The organism is Ancylobacter sp. G4_0304, assembly GCF_047501495.1.
GTDB lineage: Bacteria > Pseudomonadota > Alphaproteobacteria > Rhizobiales > Xanthobacteraceae > Ancylobacter.
Map to the genome: position 1 here is coordinate 100,844 of NZ_JAZDRM010000006.1, position 19,942 is coordinate 120,785.

Annotated in this window: 23 protein-coding genes; 9 read left to right on the plus strand and 14 right to left on the minus strand. The window is 67.7% G+C overall.

Features of this window, described 5'->3' with window-relative positions; translation table 11 throughout:
• Window positions 1–46: 46 nt before the first annotated feature.
• Complete coding sequence (locus VRZ77_RS05310; protein ID WP_414591611.1) at window positions 47–286, minus strand: hypothetical protein; 240 nt, start codon at window positions 284–286, stop codon at window positions 47–49.
• Window positions 287–322: 36 nt separating this feature from the next.
• Between VRZ77_RS05310 and VRZ77_RS05315 the strand changes: the two genes are divergently transcribed.
• Window positions 323–1,210: a branched-chain amino acid aminotransferase gene (locus tag VRZ77_RS05315; RefSeq protein WP_414591612.1), complete on the plus strand. Its 888-nt coding sequence runs from the start codon at window positions 323–325 to the stop codon at window positions 1,208–1,210.
• An 87-nt stretch (window positions 1,211–1,297) separates the two neighbouring features.
• On the opposite strand, the gene VRZ77_RS05320 is transcribed toward VRZ77_RS05315, so the two are convergent.
• The 8 genes from VRZ77_RS05320 to bluB all read right to left on the minus strand — a co-directional run bounded on the left by VRZ77_RS05320 (window position 1,298) and on the right by bluB (window position 7,394).
• The gene (locus tag VRZ77_RS05320) at window positions 1,298–1,756 is read right to left on the minus strand and encodes a molybdenum cofactor biosynthesis protein MoaE (RefSeq protein WP_414591613.1); all 459 of its coding nucleotides are present in this window, start codon (window positions 1,754–1,756) and stop codon (window positions 1,298–1,300) included.
• Between the two features lie 14 nt (window positions 1,757–1,770).
• Window positions 1,771–2,022 carry a molybdopterin converting factor subunit 1 gene (moaD, locus tag VRZ77_RS05325; RefSeq protein ID WP_414591614.1) on the minus strand — a complete coding sequence of 84 codons (252 nt, stop codon included), beginning with the start codon at window positions 2,020–2,022 and terminating at the stop codon, window positions 1,771–1,773.
• Window positions 2,019–2,660 carry a CDP-diacylglycerol--glycerol-3-phosphate 3-phosphatidyltransferase gene (gene pgsA, locus VRZ77_RS05330; protein ID WP_414591615.1) on the minus strand — a complete coding sequence of 214 codons (642 nt, stop codon included), beginning with the start codon at window positions 2,658–2,660 and terminating at the stop codon, window positions 2,019–2,021. Before pgsA ends, moaD begins: the two co-directional genes overlap by 4 nt.
• Window positions 2,661–2,736: 76 nt before the next feature.
• Window positions 2,737–4,866, minus strand: coding sequence for an excinuclease ABC subunit UvrC (gene uvrC, locus VRZ77_RS05335; RefSeq protein WP_414591616.1), 2,130 nt, complete (start codon window positions 4,864–4,866; stop codon window positions 2,737–2,739).
• A gap of 93 nt (window positions 4,867–4,959) precedes the next feature.
• Complete coding sequence (locus tag VRZ77_RS05340; protein ID WP_414591617.1) at window positions 4,960–5,685, minus strand: TIGR02281 family clan AA aspartic protease; 726 nt, start codon at window positions 5,683–5,685, stop codon at window positions 4,960–4,962.
• Window positions 5,682–5,873: a DUF1289 domain-containing protein gene (locus VRZ77_RS05345; RefSeq protein ID WP_414591618.1), complete on the minus strand. Its 192-nt coding sequence runs from the start codon at window positions 5,871–5,873 to the stop codon at window positions 5,682–5,684. Before VRZ77_RS05345 ends, VRZ77_RS05340 begins: the two co-directional genes overlap by 4 nt.
• An 80-nt stretch (window positions 5,874–5,953) precedes the next feature.
• Window positions 5,954–6,748 (minus strand): adenosylcobinamide-GDP ribazoletransferase, encoded by a 795-nt coding sequence (gene cobS / locus VRZ77_RS05350; protein ID WP_414591619.1) that lies wholly within the window; start codon window positions 6,746–6,748, stop codon window positions 5,954–5,956.
• 4 nt (window positions 6,749–6,752) lie between these two features.
• Window positions 6,753–7,394, minus strand: a complete 642-nt coding sequence (bluB, locus tag VRZ77_RS05355) for a 5,6-dimethylbenzimidazole synthase (protein ID WP_414591620.1) — start codon at window positions 7,392–7,394, stop codon at window positions 6,753–6,755.
• A gap of 112 nt (window positions 7,395–7,506) precedes the next feature.
• On the opposite strand from bluB, the gene cobT reads away from it, so the two are divergent.
• Genes cobT through VRZ77_RS05370 form a run of 3 tightly spaced genes read left to right on the plus strand, consistent with a single transcriptional unit; the run spans window position 7,507 to window position 9,760 of the window.
• Window positions 7,507–8,529, plus strand: coding sequence for a nicotinate-nucleotide--dimethylbenzimidazole phosphoribosyltransferase (gene cobT / locus VRZ77_RS05360; RefSeq protein WP_414591621.1), 1,023 nt, complete (start codon window positions 7,507–7,509; stop codon window positions 8,527–8,529).
• A 4-nt stretch (window positions 8,530–8,533) separates the two neighbouring features.
• Window positions 8,534–9,043, plus strand: a complete 510-nt coding sequence (locus VRZ77_RS05365) for a thermonuclease family protein (RefSeq protein WP_414591622.1) — start codon at window positions 8,534–8,536, stop codon at window positions 9,041–9,043.
• A gap of 39 nt (window positions 9,044–9,082) precedes the next feature.
• Window positions 9,083–9,760: a uracil-DNA glycosylase family protein gene (locus VRZ77_RS05370; RefSeq protein ID WP_414591623.1), complete on the plus strand. Its 678-nt coding sequence runs from the start codon at window positions 9,083–9,085 to the stop codon at window positions 9,758–9,760.
• A gap of 73 nt (window positions 9,761–9,833) precedes the next feature.
• On the opposite strand, the gene VRZ77_RS05375 is transcribed toward VRZ77_RS05370, so the two are convergent.
• The 3 genes from VRZ77_RS05375 to VRZ77_RS05385 all read right to left on the minus strand — a co-directional run bounded on the left by VRZ77_RS05375 (window position 9,834) and on the right by VRZ77_RS05385 (window position 12,193).
• On the minus strand, window positions 9,834–10,583 hold the full coding sequence (locus VRZ77_RS05375) for an ABC transporter permease (RefSeq protein WP_414591668.1): 750 nt from the start codon (window positions 10,581–10,583) through the stop codon (window positions 9,834–9,836).
• Window positions 10,583–11,308: an ABC transporter permease gene (locus VRZ77_RS05380; RefSeq protein WP_414591624.1), complete on the minus strand. Its 726-nt coding sequence runs from the start codon at window positions 11,306–11,308 to the stop codon at window positions 10,583–10,585. The genes VRZ77_RS05375 and VRZ77_RS05380 overlap by 1 nt, the downstream gene beginning before the upstream one ends.
• Before the next feature lie 108 nt (window positions 11,309–11,416).
• Complete coding sequence (locus VRZ77_RS05385) at window positions 11,417–12,193, minus strand: ABC transporter substrate-binding protein (protein ID WP_414591625.1); 777 nt, start codon at window positions 12,191–12,193, stop codon at window positions 11,417–11,419.
• Between the two features lie 246 nt (window positions 12,194–12,439).
• On the opposite strand from VRZ77_RS05385, the gene VRZ77_RS05390 reads away from it, so the two are divergent.
• The 5 genes from VRZ77_RS05390 (at window position 12,440) to VRZ77_RS05410 (ending at window position 17,696) form a co-directional block, all read left to right on the plus strand.
• A complete protein-coding gene (locus VRZ77_RS05390) occupies window positions 12,440–13,630 on the plus strand; it encodes an Mrp/NBP35 family ATP-binding protein (RefSeq protein ID WP_414591626.1) in 1,191 nt (396 codons plus the stop codon).
• Between the two features lie 10 nt (window positions 13,631–13,640).
• On the plus strand, window positions 13,641–13,943 hold the full coding sequence (locus VRZ77_RS05395) for a putative quinol monooxygenase (RefSeq protein WP_414591627.1): 303 nt from the start codon (window positions 13,641–13,643) through the stop codon (window positions 13,941–13,943).
• Between the two features lie 286 nt (window positions 13,944–14,229).
• Window positions 14,230–15,318 (plus strand): TRAP transporter substrate-binding protein, encoded by a 1,089-nt coding sequence (locus VRZ77_RS05400; protein WP_414591628.1) that lies wholly within the window; start codon window positions 14,230–14,232, stop codon window positions 15,316–15,318.
• A gap of 153 nt (window positions 15,319–15,471) precedes the next feature.
• Complete coding sequence (locus tag VRZ77_RS05405; protein WP_414591629.1) at window positions 15,472–16,560, plus strand: TRAP transporter substrate-binding protein; 1,089 nt, start codon at window positions 15,472–15,474, stop codon at window positions 16,558–16,560.
• A gap of 35 nt (window positions 16,561–16,595) precedes the next feature.
• Window positions 16,596–17,696 carry a TRAP transporter substrate-binding protein gene (locus tag VRZ77_RS05410; RefSeq protein ID WP_414591630.1) on the plus strand — a complete coding sequence of 367 codons (1,101 nt, stop codon included), beginning with the start codon at window positions 16,596–16,598 and terminating at the stop codon, window positions 17,694–17,696.
• 22 nt (window positions 17,697–17,718) lie between these two features.
• Here VRZ77_RS05410 and VRZ77_RS05415 read toward each other — a convergent pair whose 3' ends face one another.
• Window positions 17,719–18,630: a DMT family transporter gene (locus VRZ77_RS05415; protein WP_414591631.1), complete on the minus strand. Its 912-nt coding sequence runs from the start codon at window positions 18,628–18,630 to the stop codon at window positions 17,719–17,721.
• A 95-nt stretch (window positions 18,631–18,725) separates the two neighbouring features.
• Window positions 18,726–19,907 (minus strand): MFS transporter, encoded by a 1,182-nt coding sequence (locus VRZ77_RS05420; protein WP_414591632.1) that lies wholly within the window; start codon window positions 19,905–19,907, stop codon window positions 18,726–18,728.
• Window positions 19,908–19,942 lie beyond the last annotated feature (35 nt).

Consider the following 19,942-nt stretch of genomic DNA (forward strand, 5'->3'; position numbering starts at 1 on the left):
GGGGGATTCGACGGCGCCGGCGCGGACCGGCGAAGAGACATTTATGTCAGCCATGTTGACTTTTTTCGTTATGATCGTTACCCAGATGCACCGCTCGACGAAAGGATCGTTCGGCAAGACGGTTCGAACCGCTTGCCAAACCGTTTCGCCGGGCGTTGCCTTCAAGCGGACCCTTGCGGGCCGCGAACGATAACGGGACTTCGGCCGCTAGGCAAAACATGTGCTCACGCGCATGCCGGGCGGCTACATGCTTCAGGAATTCAAGAAGGGTCTCGACGCCTTCCATGGCGCGCGCCGGGCCCCGGTTTGGGAGACGAGAACCATGGCTAGCGAACCTTTCGACAAACGCAGCGGCTGGATCTGGTATGACGGCGCCTTCGTGCCGTGGTCGGATGCGCAGGTGCACGTACTGACTCACGGGCTGCACTATGGCAGCTGCGTGTTCGAGGGCGAGCGTGCCTATGGCGGCGAGATTTTCAAGCTCGACGAGCACACGGCGCGCCTCAAGGAAAGCGCCCGCCTGCTCGACTTCGAGATCCCCTACAGCGAGGCCGAGATCAACGCGGCGTGCCGCGAACTTCTCGCCAAGCAGAAGCTCACCAATGCCTATCTGCGCCCGGTCGCCTGGCGCGGCTCGGACATGATGGGCGTCTCGGCGCAGCACAACACCATCCACCTTGCCATCGCGGCGTGGGAATGGCCGAGCTATTTCGACCCCACCGAGCGGCTGAAGGGCATCCGCATCGGCGAGGCGAAGTACCGCCGTCCCGATCCTCTGACCGCGCCGTCGACCTCGAAGGCCGCCGGCTTGTACATGATCTGCACCATCTCCAAGCACGCCGCCGAGCGTGAAGGCTATGCCGACGCGATGATGCTGGACTGGCGCGGCCGCGTGGCGGAATGCACCGGCGCCAACATCTTCTTCGTGAAGGACGGCGTGATCCACACGCCGGAGGCCGACGCCTTCCTGAACGGCATCACCCGCCAGACGGTGATCGAGCTCGCCAAGCGGCGCGGCTTCACCGTGGTCGAGCGCGCGATCATGCCGGAGGAACTGCCGGACTTCGCCGAGTGCTTCATCACCGGCACCGCCGCCGAAGTGACGCCGGTCTCCGAGATCGCCGGCCGCCACTATCAGGCCGGCCCGGTGACGCGCACGCTGATGGAAGACTACATGGCCGAAGTGCAGCCCAAGAAGGCCGCGGCCTGAGGGCATAGCCCCGTGACTGAAAGAAATGCCGGCCCTCGGGCCGGCATTTTCGTTTCAGGGAGGTGCGGGAAAGAGCGCGCGCAGCCTTCAGCCCCAGCGCTCCGCCGCCACGTCGTCCTCATCCTTGGCGGCGATCCAGCTCTGGCCCTCGCCGCGCTCCTCCTGCTTCCAGAAGGGGGCGCGGGTCTTCAGCCAGTCCATCAGGAACTCGGCCGCCGCGAAGGCGGCGCCGCGATGGGCGGAGGCGGTGACGACCAGCACGATATTGTCGCCCGGCACCAGCCGGCCGTGACGGTGGATCACCGTGGCCCCGGCGAGCGGCCAGCGCGCGCGGGCCTCTTCCATGAGGCGGCCGATCTCTTCTTCCGCCATGCCGGGGTAATGTTCGAGCGTCAGCGCGTTGAGCGGCGCGGCGCCGGGCGTGTCGTCGGCGCGGCACAGGCCGGCGAAGGTGACCACGGCGCCGATATCGGTGCGGCCACGCGCCAAGGCGGCGGTCTCGTCGGCCGCGTTGAAATCCTCGGCCTGAATGCGGACGGTGAACATGCCGCCCTCCTGTCTCAGCCGCCGGTCATCGGCGGGAAGAACGCGACTTCCCGCGCGTCGCCCAGCGGGCTGTCCGGCCGGGCATGGTGGCGGTCGATGGCGGCGCGCACCACGCGCGGGTTCTCGAAAGCATGGGCATAGCCCTCGCCGCGTCCGGCGAGCCAGCCGGCGAGCTCGGCCACGGTGCGCACGTCCTCGGGCAGCTCGATGTCCTCGGCCTCGCGCCCAATACGCTCGCGCACCCAGGCAAAATAGCGAATCTTCACCGCTCGTCCTCGACCAGATGGCGGGCACCGGCTCGGAAATAGTCCCAGCCGGTGTACAGCGTCAGGATCGCGGAAATCCACAGCAGCAGAATGCCGGCCAGCGTGGTGCCCGGCAGCAGGCTGTCGGCGGCGGGGCCGGCCAGCAGCACGCCGACCGCGATGAGCTGGGTCGCGGTCTTCCACTTGGCGAGCCGGGTCACCGGCACGCTGACGCGCAGCTCGGCGAGGAATTCGCGCAAGCCCGACACCAGGATTTCGCGGCACAGGATGACGGCGGCGGCCCAGAGCGACCAGCCGCGAATGGTGCCATCGGAGGCCAGCATCAGCAGCGAGGTCGAGACCAGCAGCTTGTCGGCGATCGGGTCCAGCATGCGGCCGATGGCCGATTGCTGCGACCACATGCGCGCGAGATAGCCGTCGAAGAAATCGGTGATGGCGGCGACGATGTAGATGCCGAGCGCCAGCCAGCGCAGCCACAGGCCGCCGGCCATGATGTCGGCCCAGAACAGGCAGGCCGCGACCAGCGGCACCGCCACGCAGCGGCCATAGGTCAGCATGTTCGGCAGCGAGAAGGCGTGGCTGCGCTTGCCGGAAGCGGGACCCGGCGCATTGCTTCGGCTGGAAGTCACATCAACCATGGCTCGTCGGGCTCCCTGCCACGGACGTAGCCATCCTCGGCATCGACGTCAATCCGTCCCGGCCATGCGGCTCGCCTCATCCGGGACCGGAATGGAAGAAATCATACACCGCCCGCGCGGTCGCGGCATTGACGCCCGGCACGGCTTCGAGGTCGGTCAGCGAGGCGCGCTCGATGGCTTTGAGCGTGCCGAAATGATGCAGCAGGGCGCGCTTGCGGGTCGGCCCGATGCCGGGAATTTCCTGCAGGCCGGCCTGGGCTATGTCCTTCTTGCGCCTTGCGCGGTGGGAGCCGATGGCGAAGCGGTGCGCCTCGTCGCGCAGCCGCTGCACGAAGTACAGAACCGGGTCGCGCGGCTCCAGCCGGAACGGCTCGCGGCCGGGGATGAAGAAGGTCTCGCGGCCGGCATCCCGGTCCGGTCCCTTGGCGATGCCGACCAGTGGAACGTCGGTGATGCCGAGTTCGGTCAGCGTCTCGCGCGCCGCCTTCAATTGTCCGAGACCGCCGTCGATCAGCACCAGATCGGGCCATGCGGTGGTAGCGGCGTCGGCGAGGTCCGGCGCCTCACCCTCACGGGGAGAGGGAGCCGGAGGTGCGATCGTAGCGGGGCGCTCGCCGAGCGGCGCGACCGATTCCCTCTCGCCATCGGGGGAGGGAGCCTCGGCAAGCGCCGCGTCAGGGGGGGAGGCGCTGCCCGCGCGTGGGTTCTCCCGCAGAAGACGCGAGAAGCGCCGGGTCAGCACCTCGCGCATCATGCCGTAATCATCGCCCGGCACGAGGTAGGCCGACTTGATGTTGAACTTGCGGTACTGGCTTTTGGCGAAGCCTTCCGGCCCCGCCACGATCATGCCGCCGACCGCGTTCGAGCCCATGATGTGGCTGTTGTCGTAGACCTCGATACGCCGGGGCGGAGCGGGGAGGGTGAAGGCGCGGGCCAGCTCGTCGAGCAGCCGCGCCTGGCTGGCGCTCTCCGCCAGCTTGCGGCCCAGCGCCTCGCGGGCGTTCTGCAGGGCGTGCTCCACCAGCTCGCGCTTTTCCCCACGCTTGGGCACGGCGATCTCGACCCGGTAGCCGGCGCGGGCGGAAAGCGCTTCCTCCAGAAGCTCGCGCTCGGCGATGTCGTGGCTGAGCAGCACGAGGCGCGGGCAGGGCTTGTCCTCGTAGAACTGGGCGATCAGCGCGTCGAGCACCTCGCCGGGGCCGAGGGAGCGGTCGGCGCGGGGGTAGAGCGCGTGGTTGCCCCAGTTCTGCCCGGTGCGGAAGAAGAACACCTGCACGCAGGTCGCCCCGCCTTCCTGATGTACGGCGAAGACGTCGGCCTCTTCCACCGAGCGCGGGTTGATACCTTGAGTTCCCTGAACCGCTGAGAGCGCGGCAAGGCGGTCGCGCAGCGCGGCGGCGCGTTCGAATTCGAGGTCCTCCGAGGCCTGCTGCATCTCGTGGGCGAGCTGTTCCTTCACCGCCCGGCTCTTGCCCGAGAGGAAGTCGCGCGCCTCGCGCACATAGTCGGCATAGTCGGCGGTGGAGACCTCGCCGGTGCAGGGTCCCGCGCAGCGCTTGATCTGGAACAGCAGGCAGGGCCGGGTACGCGCCTCGTAGAAGCTGTCGGAGCAGGAGCGCACCAGAAACGCCTTCTGCAGCGCGTTGATGGTGCGGTTCACCGCCCAGACCGAGGCGAAGGGGCCGTAATAATCGCCCGGCCGGTTGCGCGCGCCGCGATGCTTGGTGATCTGCGGGGCGGCGTGGTCGCGGGTGATCAGAATGTAAGGGAACGACTTGTCGTCGCGCAGCAGCACGTTGAAGCGCGGGCGCAGCTGCTTGATGAGGTTGGCTTCCAGCAGCAGCGCTTCGGTCTCGGTCTGGGTCGAGACGAATTCCATCCGCACCGTTGCCGCCACCATGCGCATGATGCGCGCGGTGAGCCCGGTCGGGCGGGTATAGGCGATGATGCGCTTGCGGATGCTCTTGGCCTTGCCGACATAGAGCACCGCGTCGTCCGCGCCGATCATGCGGTAGACGCCGGCGCCGGTCGGGGCGTGCTTCACCGCCGCGAGAATGGCGGCGCGGCCGAGCTTGAGCGTGCCGGCGCTGGGCTCGGCCTCCTCAAACAGCGGATCGGCGACCAGAAGCGCCTCGTCCTCGGTCTCCGCCAGCTCGGCGTCGTCCGGGTCGAATTCGGGTGCGTCAGGTGTCGGGCGGGCGATCATCGGGTCTCAAGATAGGGATTCGCCGGCAAAGTCGACAGGGGGCCGGCGAGTTGGGGCGCAGCAGCGGGTGAACGCGGCGCGTTGGGGCCGGCCCTATTGGACCACCTTGGCCCGCATCACCAGCTTCTCGCCGCGGATCTCGAAGCTGTCGAGCCGCGACAGGAAGGTCATGCCGAGCAGGCTGTGCTTGAGGGTGCCGGGGCTGGCGATGAGCGCGGGCACCTGCCGCTCGTCGATGTCGCCGGCGATCGCCACCCGGTCGAGCACCACCGCCGCCGCACGGCCGCGCCCGTTGGCGGTGTCGATCGGGATGTCATAGCGCAGGAACTCGATGGGCAGGCCGACCGCTACCGCGTCCTCGGGCGTCAGCACCACGGAGGAGGCGCCGGTATCGACGAGCATGGGGATGCGGGTGCCGTTGATCTCGACGCGCACGTTAAAATCGCCGTCACGGGCGCGGGCGACCTCGACTGCCGGTCCGGAATCGCGGGCGAGCGGCACGGCATAGCCCGGCGCGAGTTCCGCCAGCACGCGATAGGCGGCTGCGTGCAGCTCGTAGCGATAGGTGTAACCGGTGGCGATGACAGCGAAGATCGCCATCCAGATCAGCGCCGCGCCGATCATTTCACCGATCCGGCCGGTGAACAGCGCCACCGCGCCGGCGCCGACCACCAGCAGGATGGCGCCGTAGAACACGAGATGGGCCAGCTCCGAGGCGCTGAGGCCGGCAAGCCCGCCCGCCTCATGCGCCCACATGATCAGCCCGACCCCGGTGCCGAGGCCGAGAATGACCACCCAGAGGAAACGATCGGCATTCATCGCGCCGTCTCCGGCCGTGCCGCATCGAGGCGGGCCGGCAGCTCGGCCATGATGGCGCGGCGGCGCGGCTCGTCGAGCGTCGCCCACGCGCCGATCTCCTCGGTGGTGCGGCCGCAGCCGAGGCAGAGTCGCCCGGCGCGATCCAGCGTGCACACGGCGATGCAGGGGGTGGAAATGGTCATCGGCATGGTGGACGGATCATCGGCCATAATGATTAGGGCATTGCTTACGCGGCGGGGCCGGGTCCGAATTTTCGCCACGCGCGAGATCAGCGCGCGAGGATAAGCACGCCGAGCAGGAAGGCAATCTCGGCCAGCACCGCCGCCGCACCGGCAATATCTCCGGTCTGTCCGCCGAATTGGGCGCTTGCAAGGCGGCCGAACGCCATGAGCACCAGCGCGGCGAGCACGAGCCCGGCCAGCAGGGCCATCAGCCCGAAGCCGGGAATGACGAACAGCGCGGCAAGCACGAGGCCGGCGAGGGCGGCCTCGCGAATTCCGGGGGGGCCAGGCGTGCCGGCGGTGAAGGCGAGCCCGTCGTCGCGGGCCGCTGGCAGAGCGTGCAATATCCACAGCCCGGCGAGGCGCGCGAGGCCCTGCGCCGCCACCAGCGCGCCGGCCGCGGCCATCACGCCGAGCTCCGCCAGCGCCTCCAGCGCGCCGATGCGCAGGGCGAAGCCGAGAATGAGGGCAACCGCGCCGAACGTGCCGATCCGGCTGTCACGCATGATCTCCAGCCGCCGCGCGCGGTTCATCGCGCCCAGCGCGTCGGCGGTGTCGGCGAGGCCGTCCTCATGAAACGCGCCGGTGATCGCGGCCAGCACGGCGAAGGCGAGGGTGGCGGCGAGGAAGCCGCCGAGACTCACAAGATGCGCCACCAGCAGAGCGAGCGCGCCGGCAAGGCCGATCAACGCCCCGGCGACCGGCAGCGCGGGCCCGAGCTTCGCCATGTCCGGCGCCTCATTCTCAGGCTCGAACGACAGGCGCGGCACCGGCAGCCGCGACAGGAAGCGCAGCGCGGCGGGCACATGGCGCAGGAACTCGGTGGCCATGGAAACGGGCATGGCGTCAGCGTTCCAGCACGAGGTCGGCAAGCGGGAGGCGCCGTTCCCAGCCGGCGCGCTCCAGCTCCGGCACATCCGAGGGCTCACGCGGATAGCCTATGCACAGATAGGCGATGAACCGCCAGTGTGCCGGTACATCCAGCGTCGCGGACATGGCGTCGGGATCGAGGATCGACACCCAGCCGAGGCCGAGCCCGCGCGCGCTGGCCTCCAGCCACAGCGTGTGGATCGCGAGCACGGCGGAATAGGCCAGCGTCTCCGGCATGGTGGCGCGCCCCAGTCCGCCGCCGGTGGCGGGATCGGGATCAATGAACACGGCGATCTGTTCCGGCGCCTCCTGCAGGCCGGAGAGCTTCAGCCGGGCATAAAGCCCCGCGCGCTCGGCGGGCTGGAGAGCCAAGGCGTCGGCATTGCAGCGGCGGAACAGCGCGCGCACCGCCTCGCGGCGCGGCTCATGGCGCACCCGCACCAGGCGCCAGGGCTGGCTCAGGCCCACGCTCGGCGCGCGGCAGGCGGTCGCCAGCAACTCGTCGATCACGCTCGCTGGCAGGGGCCGGGTGTGAAAATGGCGCACGTCGCGGCGCCAGGCGAACAGCTGCGCCAGTTCGCCGGTGAAGCGCTCATCGAAGATCGGCGGCGTGCTCATGCGGTCTCCGCGGGTGTCGGAGGCGGGAATATGGGTTGCTCTCGCCCCGAGGAGGGTCTACCCCGCGCCATCGCCCGATGCACCCTCCAGATGCATCTCAAGGGAGCTCTTCATGCCGCGCGCCGTCACCGGACTGCCCTTCGACGACATCCGCAACCTCGCCGCTTCGCTGCCGCACGCCGACGAGGCGGCGCGGCAGGGCGCGCTCGACCGTCAGGCGCAGCTGGTGAAGCCACCGGGCGCGCTCGGCCGGCTGGAGGAAATCGCGGTGCACATCGCCGCGTGGCAGGGGCGCCCCATTCCGAAGGTCGACCGGCCGACCGTCGCGGTGTTCGCCTCAACCCATGGCGTCGCCAGCCGGGGCGTCTCGCCCTATCCGCCGGAGGTGACCAAGCAGATGGTCGCGACCTTCACCGACGGGAAGGCGGCGGTGAACCAGATTTGCGGGGCGTTCGGCGCGGGGCTGCGCGTGTTTGACCTCGCGCTCGACCTGCCGACGCCGGACATCGTGGAGGCCGACGCCTTCACCGAGGCGGAATGCGCGGCGACCATGGCGTTCGGCATGGAAGCGCTGGCCGGCGAGCCGGACCTGCTGTGCCTCGGCGAGATGGGCATCGGCAACACCACCGTCGCGGCCGCGATCTTCCACGCGCTCTATGGCGGAGAGGCCGAGGAATGGGTCGGCCCCGGCACGGGCGCCTCCGGCGAGGTTTTGGAGCGCAAGATCGAAGCGGTGCGCGCGGCGGTGGAGCGCGCGCGCGGTCATCTCGACGACCCGCTGGAAATCCTGCGCAAGCTCGGCGGGCGCGAAATCGCGGCCATGGCCGGGGCGATCCTCGCCGCGCGGCTCCAGCACGTGCCGGTCGTGCTCGACGGCTATGTCGTCACCGCCGCCGCCGCGCTGCTGCACCGGCTGAACCCGGCCGCGCTCGACCATTGCCTTGCCGGCCATGTCTCCGCCGAGCCCGCCCATGCGCGGGTGCTCCAGAAGCTCGGCCTGCGCCCCATTCTCGATCTCGGCATGCGGCTCGGCGAAGGCTCGGGCGCGGCGCTGGCGATCGGCGTGGTGAAGGCGGCGGTGGCCTGCCATTCCGGCATGGCGACCTTCGCGGAAGCCGGCGTGGCGGACGCCTGAGGCGTTGAGCGCCCCCCGGCGCCGCTCCCGGCGCGGCTGGCGGCCGGACACCTGGAAATCGGTGCTGGTCGCGCTGATCCTGATCGTGGTCGCGCTCGCAGTCGAGCGTTTTCTCCCGGCGATCACCGGCAGTGTGCGCGTCGCCGACGGCGACAGCCTGGAGGTCGGCGGGGAGCGCATCAGGCTGGAAGGCCTGGATGCGCCGGAGCTTCACCAGTCCTGCGGCGCGCCCGGCAGGGAATGGCCATGCGGGCGGCGAGCGCGTGAGGCGCTTCAGAAATTGGTCGATGCCGGCGAGGTGAGCTGCCGCCCGGTGGACGAGGACCGCTACGGCCGCGCGGTGGCGATCTGCGAGGCGGGCGGGCGCGATCTCGGCCGGGCCATGGTGGCGCAGGGGCTCGCCATCTCGCTCGGCGCCTACGGCGCGGAAGAGCGCGAGGCACGCGCCAGCCAGCGTGGCATCTGGGCCGGGCCGTTCGAGCGGCCGGCGGACTGGCGCGCGCGGAACATGTGAGGGGATGACAGCGGGCGGCGTCATCCTCATCTATGGCGCATGAATGCAGCCCCGCCGTCCCCTCTCGACACCCTGCTCGCCGAGATTCGCGCTTGCCGGTTCTGCGTGGAGAGCCCGCGTGGGCGACCGCTGCCGCATGAGCCGCGCCCGGTGCTCAGCGTCTCCGCGCGGGCGCCGATTCTCGTCGCCGGGCAGGCGCCGGGCACGCGGGTGCATGCGTCGGGGCAATCCTTCAACGACCCATCCGGCGACCGGCTGCGGGCGTGGATGGGGATCGACCGCGCGACCTTTTACGATCCCGCCATCATCTCCATCGCCGCCATGGGCTTCTGCTTTCCCGGACAGGACGCCAAGGGCGGCGACCTGCCGCCGCGGCGGGAATGCGCGGCGCGCTGGCACGACCGTCTGTTCGCGGCGCGCCCGCCCTTCGAGCTGGTACTGGCGATCGGGGCGGCCTCGCAGGCCTATCACCTGCGCCGGCTCGGGTTGGAGCGCTTCGCGGCCGGCGGGCTGACGGAGCGCGTGGAGCGCTGGCGCGAGATCTGGCAGGCGCGGCAGGGGCCGCGCGTTCTGGTGCTGCCGCATCCCTCCTGGCGCAATACCGGCTGGCTGAAGCGTCACCCGTGGTTCGATGCCGAGCTGGTGCCGGTGCTGCGGGCGGAGGTCGCCCGACTGCTCAGAGCCGTTTCCGATCAGGCTGAATCGCCTGATCGATAAGAAAGTGCTCTCGATTCAATAAGCTGGAGCATTTTCTCCTTGCGAAAGTCGATCAACTTTCGCGGAAAATGCTCTAGCGCGACAGCAGCAGATGCCGGTTGAGCCGGCGCTCCAGCACATCCCACACCCGGCGGATGGTTTCCACCATGAGGAGGTAAAGCACCGCCGCCCAGAGATAGACCTCCATGTCGTAGGAGCGCGAGAAGGCGAGGCGGGTCACGCCCATCAGGTCGTAGACCGTAATGACGGAGGCAATGGAGGACGCCTTCACCATCAGCACCAGCTCATTGCCGAGCGGGCGCAGGCCGACGGCGAAGGCCTGCGGCAGGATCACCTTGATGTAGGTCTGGAACCCGTTGAGACCCAGCGCCTTGGCGCCCTCGGTCTGGCCGACCGGCAGGCTCTGGATGCCGCCGCGCAGGATTTCCGACTGGTAGGCGGCGGTGTTCAGCGTGAAGGTCAGCACCGCGCAGTTGAATGCGTCGCGGAAGAACCACCACAGGCCGATATCGGTGAGCTGTTCGCGAAACTGGCCGGCGCCGTAATAGACCAGGAAGGTCTGCGCCAGCAGCGGCGTGCCGCGGAAGAAATAGGAATAGGCGAAGGCGAGGCGGGAGGTGAATTTGCCGCCCTCCACCCGCGCAATGGCGAGCGGCAGCGCCAGCAGGAAGCCGAAGAACACCGAGACTCCGACCAGCTCCAGCGTCACCCAGATGCCGCCGAGGAAGCGCTCGCCATAGCGCGCCATCAGGTCGGCGTTGAGGCCGAGCAGCCCCATCAGCGCGAGGAAGCCGGCGCCGAGCGTGGAGAGCAAGGTGTCCATCATGCCTTGCCCCCGATCCGCTTCAGGCCGCGATTGGCGCGCGCCTCGGCATAGCTGAAACCCACGCTCGAAAGGATCGAGAACAGCAGATAGATGGTGCAGGCGACCAGGTAGAAGAAGAAGGGCTGCTTGGTTACGCCGACCGCGATCGAGGTCTGGCGCATCAGGTCGTTGATGGCGATCACCGACACCAGCGAGGTGTCCTTCAGCAGCACCATCCAGTTGTTCGACAGGCCGGGCAGGGCGACGCGCCAGAGCTGGGGCAGCACCACCAGCCGGAACGCCTTCCACTTCGACAGGCCGAGCGCGCTCGCGGCTTCCTTTTGCCCGCGCGAGACCGAGCGCATGGCGGCGAGGAATACCTCACTGGAGAAGGCGCCGAGCACCAGGCTGAGCGCGATCACGCCGGCGAGGAACTGGTTCACCTCGATGGTTGCGCCCTCGACGAGATAGCCGGCGATGCGGGTGAACAGGATCTGCCCGCCATAATAGACGATGAACAGCGTGAGCAGCTCGGGCAGGCCGCGGAACACGGTGGTGAACAGGTTGCCGGCGCTGCGGGCGAACCAGGAGCCGGAATCCTTGGCGAGCGCGACGGCGAGCCCGATGGCGAAGCCGACCGGCAGGGTGGCGATCGCCAGTTCCAGCGTCAGCAGCGCGCCCTGCGCGATTTCATCGCCCCACCCGTTCGGGCCGAACGACAGGAGCTCAAAGAGGTTGAGCATGTGGACCAATGCGCTCCGCTGCCGCGCCGCCGTTGCGACGCCGTTTCATGGGACATGGGGGCGCCGTTCCGGGAGCCTCGACCGGAACGGCGTCCTTGGGGGAGCGCGTCAGTAGACGCTGAAGGGGAAGTACTTTTCGTTGATCTTCTTGTAGGTGCCGTCGGCGAGAATTTCGTCGATCGCCTTGTTGAACATGGCGACGAGTTCCGGGTCGTCCTTGCGGATGCCGACACCCACGCCCTCGCCGAAATATTTCGGGTCCTTGTACTCGCTGCCGACGAACTTGCAGCACTCGCCTTCCTTGGTGGCCATCCATTCCAGCAGCACCACCTTGTCGGCGAGCACGGCGTCGAGGCGGCCATTGGCGAGGTCGAGATTGGCCTCGTCCTGCTTGCCGTAGAGCTTCACTTCGGCGCCGGCCTTGGCGTAGACGTCCTCCAGATAGTTGGAGTGGATGGTCGAGCCCTGCGCGCCGAGCACCTTGCCCTTCAACGCCGCTGGCGAGGTGTCGGTGATCTTGGTGTCCTTCGGGGCCACGAAGCTGGCCGGGGTGTTGTAGTACTTCTTGGAGAACGCGATCTGCTTCTTGCGTTCCTCGGTGATCGACATCGAGGCGACGATGGCGTCGTACTTGCCGGCCAGCAGTGCGGGAATGATGCCGTCCCAGTCCTGGGCGGTGAAGGTGCAGGTGACCTTCATCTTCTCGCAGAGCGCCTTGGCGATATCGATGTCGAAGCCCTTGATCTCGTTGTTCTCGACATAGTTGAAGGGCGGGTAGGCCCCCTCGGTGCCGATGCGCACCGTCTTCCATTCCTTGGCGGACACGCCGGTCGTGGCCGCAGCGACGAGAACGGCCGCTGCAGCGAGGCGGGTGAAGAGGCTCATTCTGTTCCCCTCTGGAGGTTGCTCTGGTGCCGGATTGTTTTTTTGCCGGTGCCGGATGCTGGCACTATTTCGAGGCGGAGCGCAACCGGGGCGTGATGCAATTCTGACCACCCGCTCCATCTGTCCATCTTATGGGCAACGCCAAACCATTTGCTGCGCCGATCGTTCGACAGGGGAGAACGGGTTGACGCTGCGCCGGCTCTGTTGTCTCACAACATCAAGGAATTCCAGATCTGGAGCGCTATCATGGTGACCGCGGAAGAGGTGAAGGCACGGCTGGCGCAGGTGGCTGCGCCCGACGGGCGGCCGGTGACCGAAACCGGCGCGCTGTCCGAAGTCGTCGTGTCAAACGGCAAGGTCTATCTCTCGCTGACGGTGGACGCCGCGCAAGCCAAGGCCTGGGAGCCGGTGCGCGCGGCCGTGGAGCGCGCGGTCCGCGCCACGCCGGGGGTCAGCTCCGCGCTGGTGGCGCTGACCGCCGAGCGTCGGGCGGGAAGCGCCCCGGCGGGAGCTTCCGCCGAGCCGGTGCGGGTCTCGGGTCAGGGTGGTTCGCACCCCGGCCATTCGCATGCGGAGCATTCCCACGCCGGTCATTCGCACGCCGCGCCGGCCGATCCGCAGAAGGAATCGCCCGGCCTGCCCGGCGTCGGCGCGATCATCGCGGTGGCGTCCGGAAAGGGTGGCGTCGGCAAGTCGACGCTGGCGGCCAATCTCGCGCTCGGCCTGTCCGCGCTCGGCCTCAAGGTCGGCCTGCTCGACGCCGACATCTACGGCCCCTCCGTGCCGCGCCTCATGGGCCTGAAGGGCCGCCCCGAGGTGCAGGGCCGCATCATGCAGCCGCTCGCCTCCTGGGGCCTCAAGGTGATGTCGATCGGCTTCCTCGTCGAGGAGGAGACGCCGATGATCTGGCGCGGCCCGATGGTGATGAGCGCCATCAGCCAGATGCTCAAGGAAGTGAACTGGGCGCCGCTCGACATTCTGGTGGTCGACATGCCGCCCGGCACCGGTGATGCGCAGCTCACCATGGCCCAGCAGGTGCCGCTGGCCGGCGCGGTCATCGTCTCCACCCCGCAGGATCTCGCGCTGATCGACGCGCGGCGCGGCATCGCCATGTTCGAGAAGGTGAACGTGCCGGTGCTCGGCGTGGTCGAGAACATGAGCTATTTCCTGTGCCCGCACTGTGGCGAGCGCTCCGACGTGTTCGGCCATGGCGGCGCGCGGCACGAGGCCAAGCGCCTTGGCGTTCCGTTCCTCGGCGAGGTGCCGCTGCACATGACGATCCGCGAGAGCTCGGATGCCGGCCGCCCGGTGGTCGCCGCCAGCCCGGAGAGCCGCGAGGCCGAGATCTACCGCACCATCGCCGCCTCGGTGCGCGACCGGCTGGCCGGCAAGCACGCCAGCGCCCGCCAGGCGCCGCGCATCGTGATGGAGGGGTGAGGCGCCCTCTATGCTGAAGGTGATCGCGCAGGATTTCATCCGGCCGGAATCGGTCGACACCGTCCTGCCGCTCTATCGCGAGCTGGTTGAGAAGACCCGGCAGGAAGAGCGCTGCCTGTCCTATGATCTGTTCATCGACCAGAAGGACCCCGGCCATTTCGTCTTCGTCGAGGAATGGCCGGACCGTGCGGCACTCGATGCCCATTGCGCGAGCGAGCATTTCACCCGGCTGGTGCCGTTGATCAACGCACACCAGCGGGCGGACTGCATCATCACCTTGATGGATGCGTTCCCGTTGCAGGAAAGCGTCTGACCGCGCGCAGAGCCACCTCTGGCCGATAAGCGTACTGCCGATTGCCGTGTCCTGCGCGAGCCGGCGACGGGGATGTCGGGGGTGACGTTGGGTAAGATATTTGAGCGTGCGTTTAGCCGCGCGGTCGTCCGCACGGTCTCGTGTTTGCCCTCGACAAAAGGCGCAGGTCAACGCCGTTGCGCCCCGCGATGGCCTAGCGTAACTGTTTTGCCAACAAGCATTTCGTGCGTGGAGGCGGTCGCCGCCAACCGCGCCGATGAGGAACCCCCCGAAGGAGAACACCCTGATGAAGCGTCGTCAGTTTCTTGCCGCCGCCGGCACCGGCGTCGCGGCCACGGCTGTTGCTGCCCCGGCCATCGCCCAGTCCGCCCCCGAGATCAAGTGGCGCCTCGCCTCCAGCTTCCCGAAGTCGCTGGATACGATCTATGGCGGCGCGGAAGTCATGTCGAAGATGGTCTCCGAGCTGACCGACGGCAAGTTCCAGATCCAGGTCTTCGCGGCCGGCGAAATCGTGCCCGGCCTGCAGGTGCTCGACGCCGTGCAGAACAACACGGTCGAGATGTGCCACACCGTCTCGTACTATTTCGTCGGTAAGGACCCGACCTTCGCAATCGCCGCTTCTGTTCCGTTCGGGCTCAATGCCCGCATGCAGAACGCCTGGCTCTACCAGAACGGCGGCAATGAGCTGTTCAACGAATTCTACAAGAAATACAACGTCTACGGCATGCCCTGCGGCAATACCGGCGCGCAGATGGGCGGCTGGTTCGCCAAGGAAATCAAGAACGTCGCCGACATGAACGGCCTGAAGATGCGCATCGGCGGCATCGCCGGGCAGGTCATGGCCAAGCTCGGCGTGGTGCCGCAGCAGATCGCCGGCGGCGACATCTACCCCGCGCTGGAGAAGGGCACGATCGATGGCGCCGAGTGGATCGGCCCCTATGACGACGAAAAGCTCGGCTTCTACAAGGTCGCCAAGTTCTACTACTACCCCGGCTGGTGGGAAGGTGGCCCGACCATCCACGCCTTCGCCAACCTTGAAAAGTTCAACTCCCTGCCCAAGACCTACCAGCAGGCGCTGATCGCGGCGAGCACTTATGCCAACACCATCATGCAGGGTCGCTACGACGTGCAGAACCCGCCGGCGATCAAGCGCCTGGTGGCGAATGGCACGCAGCTTCGCCCCTATCCCACCGAGGTTATGGAAGCCTGCCTGAAGGCGACCAACGAGCTGTGGGCGGAAATCTCGGCCAAGAACCCGGATTTCAAGAAGGCGATCGACACCATGCAGGCGTTCCGTAACGAGGAATATCTGTGGTGGCAGGTGGCTGAGTACACCTTCGACAGCTTCCAGATCCGCACCCGCCCGCGCGGCTGATCACGGGATCGTTTCCTCCCCACAGGCGCGCCGGCCGTGCTATAGGCCCGCGCGTTGCGGCTCGTCCGTGAGCCCGCTCGACACATGGCCCGGCCGCTCACCCGGCCGGGCCATCGTCCTTCCGAAGGAGGGACGACGCCAAGGAGTAGCCTGATGAAGCGCCGCGATCTTCTTCGCTCCGCCGCCCTTGCCGCCCCGGCGGCCGCGCTCGCCGCCCCCGCCATCGCCCAGTCCGCTCCCGAGGTGCGCTGGCGGCTCACCTCCAGCGTGCCGAAAGTGCTGGACACCATTTTCGGTGCCAATGAGTTGGTGTCGAAATATGTGAGCGAAGCGACCGACGGGCGGTTCGTCATCCAGAATTTCGCGGCCGGCGAAATCGTCCCCGGCCTTCAGGCGCTGGACGCGGTGCAGAACGGCACGGTCGAGCTGGCCCAGACCCCGCTCTATTATTACGTCGGCAAGGACCCGACCTTCGCCTGCTTCACCACCATGCCGTTCGGCTTGAACGCGCGCATGCAGAACGCCTGGTACTACCATGGCGGCGGCCGCGAGCTGCAGGACGCCTTCCTAAAGAAGTACAATCTCGTCGGCTTCCTCGGCGGCAATACCGGCACCCAGATGGGCGGCTGGTTCCGCCGCGAGGTGAAGACGCTCGACGACTTCAAGGGCCTGAAATTCCGCATCGGCGGCATTGCCGGGCAGGTGGTGGCCAAGCTCGGCGTGGTGCCGCAGCAGATCGCGCCGGGCGACATTTATGCCGCGCTGGAGAAGGGCACGATCGACGCCTGCGAATGGGTCGGGCCCTATGACGACGAGAAGCTCGGATTCGTGAAGGTCGCGCCCTATTACTACTATCCCGGCTGGTGGGACGGCGGGCCGACGATGAACGTCGTGGTGAACCGCGCCAAGTGGAACGCGCTGCCCAAGCCCTATCAGGCGATCTTCGAGGCGGCGGTTGCCTATGCCAATGCCGACATGCTGGCGAAGTACGACGCGCGCAACCCGGCGGCGCTGCGCCGGCTGGTGGGGCAGGGCGCGCAGCTTCGCCCGTTCCCGCAGAGCTTCCTCGACGCCTCCTACACGGCGACCACCGAGCTCTATGCCGAGCTTTCCGCCAAGAATCCCGAGTTCAAGAAGGTGCTGGACTCGCTTCTCGCCTTCCGCAACGAGGGCTATCTGTGGTGGCAGGTCGGCGAATACCCCTATGACGGCTACATGATCCGCGCCCGTTCGCGCGGTTGAGCCGATCGGCTCGACGACCAAGAAGGAAAAACGCCATGTCGACACCGACCTCGCGGCGCCATCTGCTGAAGGGCGCTGGCCTTGCCGCCGCCGCCACCACGCTCGCCGCCCCCGCCATCGCCCAGTCCGCGCCCAAGGTACGCTGGCGGCTGACCTCCAGCTACCCGAAGTCGCTGGACACCATCTATGGCTCGGCGGTGCTGCTGGCGAAATATGTCGGCGAGGCGACGGACGGCCAGTTCCGGATCGACGTGTTCGCGCCCGGCGAACTGGTGCCGGGCCTCCAGGCGTTCGACGCGGTGCAGAACGGCACGGTCGAGGTCGCCCAGACCGCGCTGTATTACTACATCGGCAAGAACCCGGCCTTCGCGCCTTTCACGACGCTGCCGTTCGGACTCAACGCGCGCATGCAGACGTCGTGGCTCTATCACGGCGGCGGGCTGGAGCTGCAGAACGCCTTCCTCGCCAAGTACAACGTCATCGGCTTCGCCGGCGGCAATACCGGCGCGCAGATGGGTGGCTGGTTCCGCAAGGAGATCAAGACGGTCGCCGACATCAAGGGCCTGAAGATGCGCATTCCCGGCATTGCCGGACAGGTGCTCTCGCGGCTCGGCCTCGTGCCGCAGAACCTTGCCGGCGGAGACATCTACCCGGCGCTGGAGAAGGGCACGATCGACGCCGCCGAGTTCGTCGGGCCGGTGGACGACGAGAAGCTCGGCTTCGTGCGGGTGGCGCCCTATTACTATTATCCCGGCTGGTGGGAAGGTGGCCCGACCATCCATTTCATCGCCGGCAACAAGGCGTGGGACGCGCTGCCCAAGCCCTACAAGGCGGCGTTCGAGGCGGCGTCCGCCTATGCCAATGCCGACATGCTGGCGAAGTACGACGCCGGCAACCCGGCGGCGCTGCGCCGGCTGGTGGCGCAGGGCGCGCAGCTTCGTCCGTTCCCGACGGAGGTGATGGACGCCGCCTATAAGGAGAACACCGCGCTGATGGCCGAGATTTCCGCGCAGAACGCGGACTTCAAGACGATCTACGACTCCATGCTGAACTTCCGCAACGAGTCGTATCTTTGGTGGCAGGTCGGCGAATATCCCTATGACGGCTATATGATCCGCGCCCGCTCGCGGACCTGAGGGCTTCCAACGGCGAGGCGGTTCAGACCGCCTCGCGCTCGGCCGCCGCCGTGGTGGCAAGCGCGGCCTTGTGGCTCGCGCGGTGATTATGCATCGTGTACAGCCCCGCCGCCACGATCATCGCCATGCCGGCGATCGAGACCAGATCCGGCGGGTTCTGGAAGATGATCGCGCTCAGCGCCACCGAGCACACCACCGTGGCGTAGCGGAACGGGGTGATCAGCGCCGGATCGGTGCCGCGGAAGGCGCCGATGGTGAACATGTGGCCCAGCACCAGCGTCACGCTGCCCACCGCTAGCAGCATCAGCACAGGACCATCGAGCGGCTGCCATTCCTGGATCGCGCTGCCGCCAAAGCCGAGCATCATGCCGACCATCGCGGTCACCAGCGTCACCACCAACGTCGGGATATGCGCGCCGATACGGCCGGTGATGAAATCGCGGAACGCGATCAGGAAGGCGCAGAGGAAGGGCAGCGAGGCCATCGGGTCGAAGCCGTGCGCGCCGGGCTTGACGATCAGCGCCACGCCGAGAAAGCCGGTGATGACCGCCAGCCAGCGCTGCCAGCTCAGCTTGGTGCCAAACAGCAGCACCGCCAGCGCCATGGTCACCAGAGGCGCGACCTGGATGATCGCCGCCGCGTCGCCGATCGAGATGACCGAAATGGCAGTGATGAACAGCACCGCGCTCACCGCCTCGATCACCGCGCGCAGCATCACGAGGCGGTCGAAGGCATGCCGCAGCCCCGGCAGTTCGCCGCGCATGGCCAGCAGCGCCAGCAGCACCACGCCAGCCATCGCCCCGCGCACGGCCAGCACCTGCGAGGAGGGGATCGCGGTCAGGGCGAGCTTGGAGAGCGCGTCATTGCCGGCGAAAAAGCAGGAACCCGCGATCATCAGCAGGATGCCGCGGGTATTGGCTGAATGGTTATGCATGGATCACGCTTCGGCGGGAGACGGCGTTCCTTAGCCGTGAATCACGGCCAGATCAGGACAGGTTAAACGCTTTACAGTGTTTTTGCCGGACGTGCTCAGCATTCCTCGCAGACCGGCTCTGCGAGCGGCGCGCCCTCGCGCTTCTCCAGAGCCTGCGAGGCGACGCACAGGCCGAGCGCGCCGACCGCCAGCGCCGCGCCAACCCAGGGCAGTTCGGCATAGCCGACGCCGAGCGTGATCGCCGCTCCGCCGATCCATGCCCCGCCGGCATTGCCGAGGTTGAACGCGCCCTGATTGAGCGTGGAAGCAAGGTTCGGCGCGCCGACCGCGCTGTCCACCACCCGCATCTGGATCGGCGGCACCACGGCGAAGACCAGGATGCCCCAGACGAAAACCGTGGCGACGGCCGCGACCGCGAACGGCACGGCGAAGACCAGCACCACGAGGACGGCGGCCAGCCCGACGAAGATGCCCATCAGCGACGGCATCAGCCGCCAGTCCGCGAGCTTGCCGCCGACGATGTTGCCGATGGTGATGCCGATGCCGAACAGCACCAGCACCCAGGTCACGGTGTGCGGGCTCATGCCGGTCACGTCACGCAGCAGCGGCGCGATATAGGTGAAGACCGTGAACAGGCTGGCCGAGGCGAGGATGCTCATGCCCATGGCCAGCAGCACCTGCGGGCGCTTCAGTACCGCGAATTCCGAAACGATGTTGCCGCTGGAATGGGGAATATTGCGCGGCACCCACAGCGCGATGGCGGTGACTGCCGCGATGCCAATGATCACCACCGCCCAGAAGGTGGAGCGCCAGCCCATGGCCTGCCCGAGCGCCGTTCCGGCGGGAACGCCCAGCACATTGGCGAGCGTTAGCCCGGCGAACATGAGTGCGATGGCACTGGCGCGCTGGTTCGGCGGCACGAGGTTGGAGGCGACCACCGCGCCGATGCCGAAGAACGCGCCATGGCAGAACGCAGTCACCACCCGCGCGCCCATCAGCATCCAGTAGTCCGGCGACACCGCGCACAGGAAATTGCCGAGCACGAACATGCTGGAAAGCCCGATCAGCGTGGCCTTGCGCGGCAGCGAATTGGTGATGATGGCGACGATTGGCGCCCCGATCACCACGCCCATGGCATAGCCCGTCACGAGCAGCCCGGCCGCGGGAATGCTGACGCCGAGATCGGCCGCCACCTCTGGCAGCAGGCCCATGATCACGAACTCGGTGGTGCCGATGCCGAAGGAGGCCATGGCGAGGGCAAGGAGCGGCATTCTCATGGACGAGGCTTTCACGCACGGCGCGTCGGGACCTG

Coding starts and splice junctions, on each gene's coding strand:
- VRZ77_RS05310 (WP_414591611.1), bottom strand. CDS start 286: ATGGAAGGCGTCGAGACCCTTCTTGAATTCCTGAAGCATGTAGCCGCC.
- VRZ77_RS05315 (WP_414591612.1), top strand. CDS start 323: ATGGCTAGCGAACCTTTCGACAAACGCAGCGGCTGGATCTGGTATGAC.
- VRZ77_RS05320 (WP_414591613.1), bottom strand. CDS start 1,756: ATGTTCACCGTCCGCATTCAGGCCGAGGATTTCAACGCGGCCGACGAG.
- pgsA (WP_414591615.1), bottom strand. CDS start 2,660: ATGGTTGATGTGACTTCCAGCCGAAGCAATGCGCCGGGTCCCGCTTCC.
- uvrC (WP_414591616.1), bottom strand. CDS start 4,866: ATGATCGCCCGCCCGACACCTGACGCACCCGAATTCGACCCGGACGAC.
- VRZ77_RS05340 (WP_414591617.1), bottom strand. CDS start 5,685: ATGAATGCCGATCGTTTCCTCTGGGTGGTCATTCTCGGCCTCGGCACC.
- VRZ77_RS05345 (WP_414591618.1), bottom strand. CDS start 5,873: ATGCCGATGACCATTTCCACCCCCTGCATCGCCGTGTGCACGCTGGAT.
- cobS (WP_414591619.1), bottom strand. CDS start 6,748: ATGCCCGTTTCCATGGCCACCGAGTTCCTGCGCCATGTGCCCGCCGCG.
- bluB (WP_414591620.1), bottom strand. CDS start 7,394: ATGAGCACGCCGCCGATCTTCGATGAGCGCTTCACCGGCGAACTGGCG.
- cobT (WP_414591621.1), top strand. CDS start 7,507: ATGCCGCGCGCCGTCACCGGACTGCCCTTCGACGACATCCGCAACCTC.
- VRZ77_RS05370 (WP_414591623.1), top strand. CDS start 9,083: ATGAATGCAGCCCCGCCGTCCCCTCTCGACACCCTGCTCGCCGAGATT.
- VRZ77_RS05375 (WP_414591668.1), bottom strand. CDS start 10,583: ATGGACACCTTGCTCTCCACGCTCGGCGCCGGCTTCCTCGCGCTGATG.
- VRZ77_RS05380 (WP_414591624.1), bottom strand. CDS start 11,308: ATGCTCAACCTCTTTGAGCTCCTGTCGTTCGGCCCGAACGGGTGGGGC.
- VRZ77_RS05385 (WP_414591625.1), bottom strand. CDS start 12,193: ATGAGCCTCTTCACCCGCCTCGCTGCAGCGGCCGTTCTCGTCGCTGCG.
- VRZ77_RS05390 (WP_414591626.1), top strand. CDS start 12,440: ATGGTGACCGCGGAAGAGGTGAAGGCACGGCTGGCGCAGGTGGCTGCG.
- VRZ77_RS05395 (WP_414591627.1), top strand. CDS start 13,641: ATGCTGAAGGTGATCGCGCAGGATTTCATCCGGCCGGAATCGGTCGAC.
- VRZ77_RS05400 (WP_414591628.1), top strand. CDS start 14,230: ATGAAGCGTCGTCAGTTTCTTGCCGCCGCCGGCACCGGCGTCGCGGCC.
- VRZ77_RS05405 (WP_414591629.1), top strand. CDS start 15,472: ATGAAGCGCCGCGATCTTCTTCGCTCCGCCGCCCTTGCCGCCCCGGCG.
- VRZ77_RS05410 (WP_414591630.1), top strand. CDS start 16,596: ATGTCGACACCGACCTCGCGGCGCCATCTGCTGAAGGGCGCTGGCCTT.
- VRZ77_RS05415 (WP_414591631.1), bottom strand. CDS start 18,630: ATGCATAACCATTCAGCCAATACCCGCGGCATCCTGCTGATGATCGCG.
- VRZ77_RS05420 (WP_414591632.1), bottom strand. CDS start 19,907: ATGAGAATGCCGCTCCTTGCCCTCGCCATGGCCTCCTTCGGCATCGGC.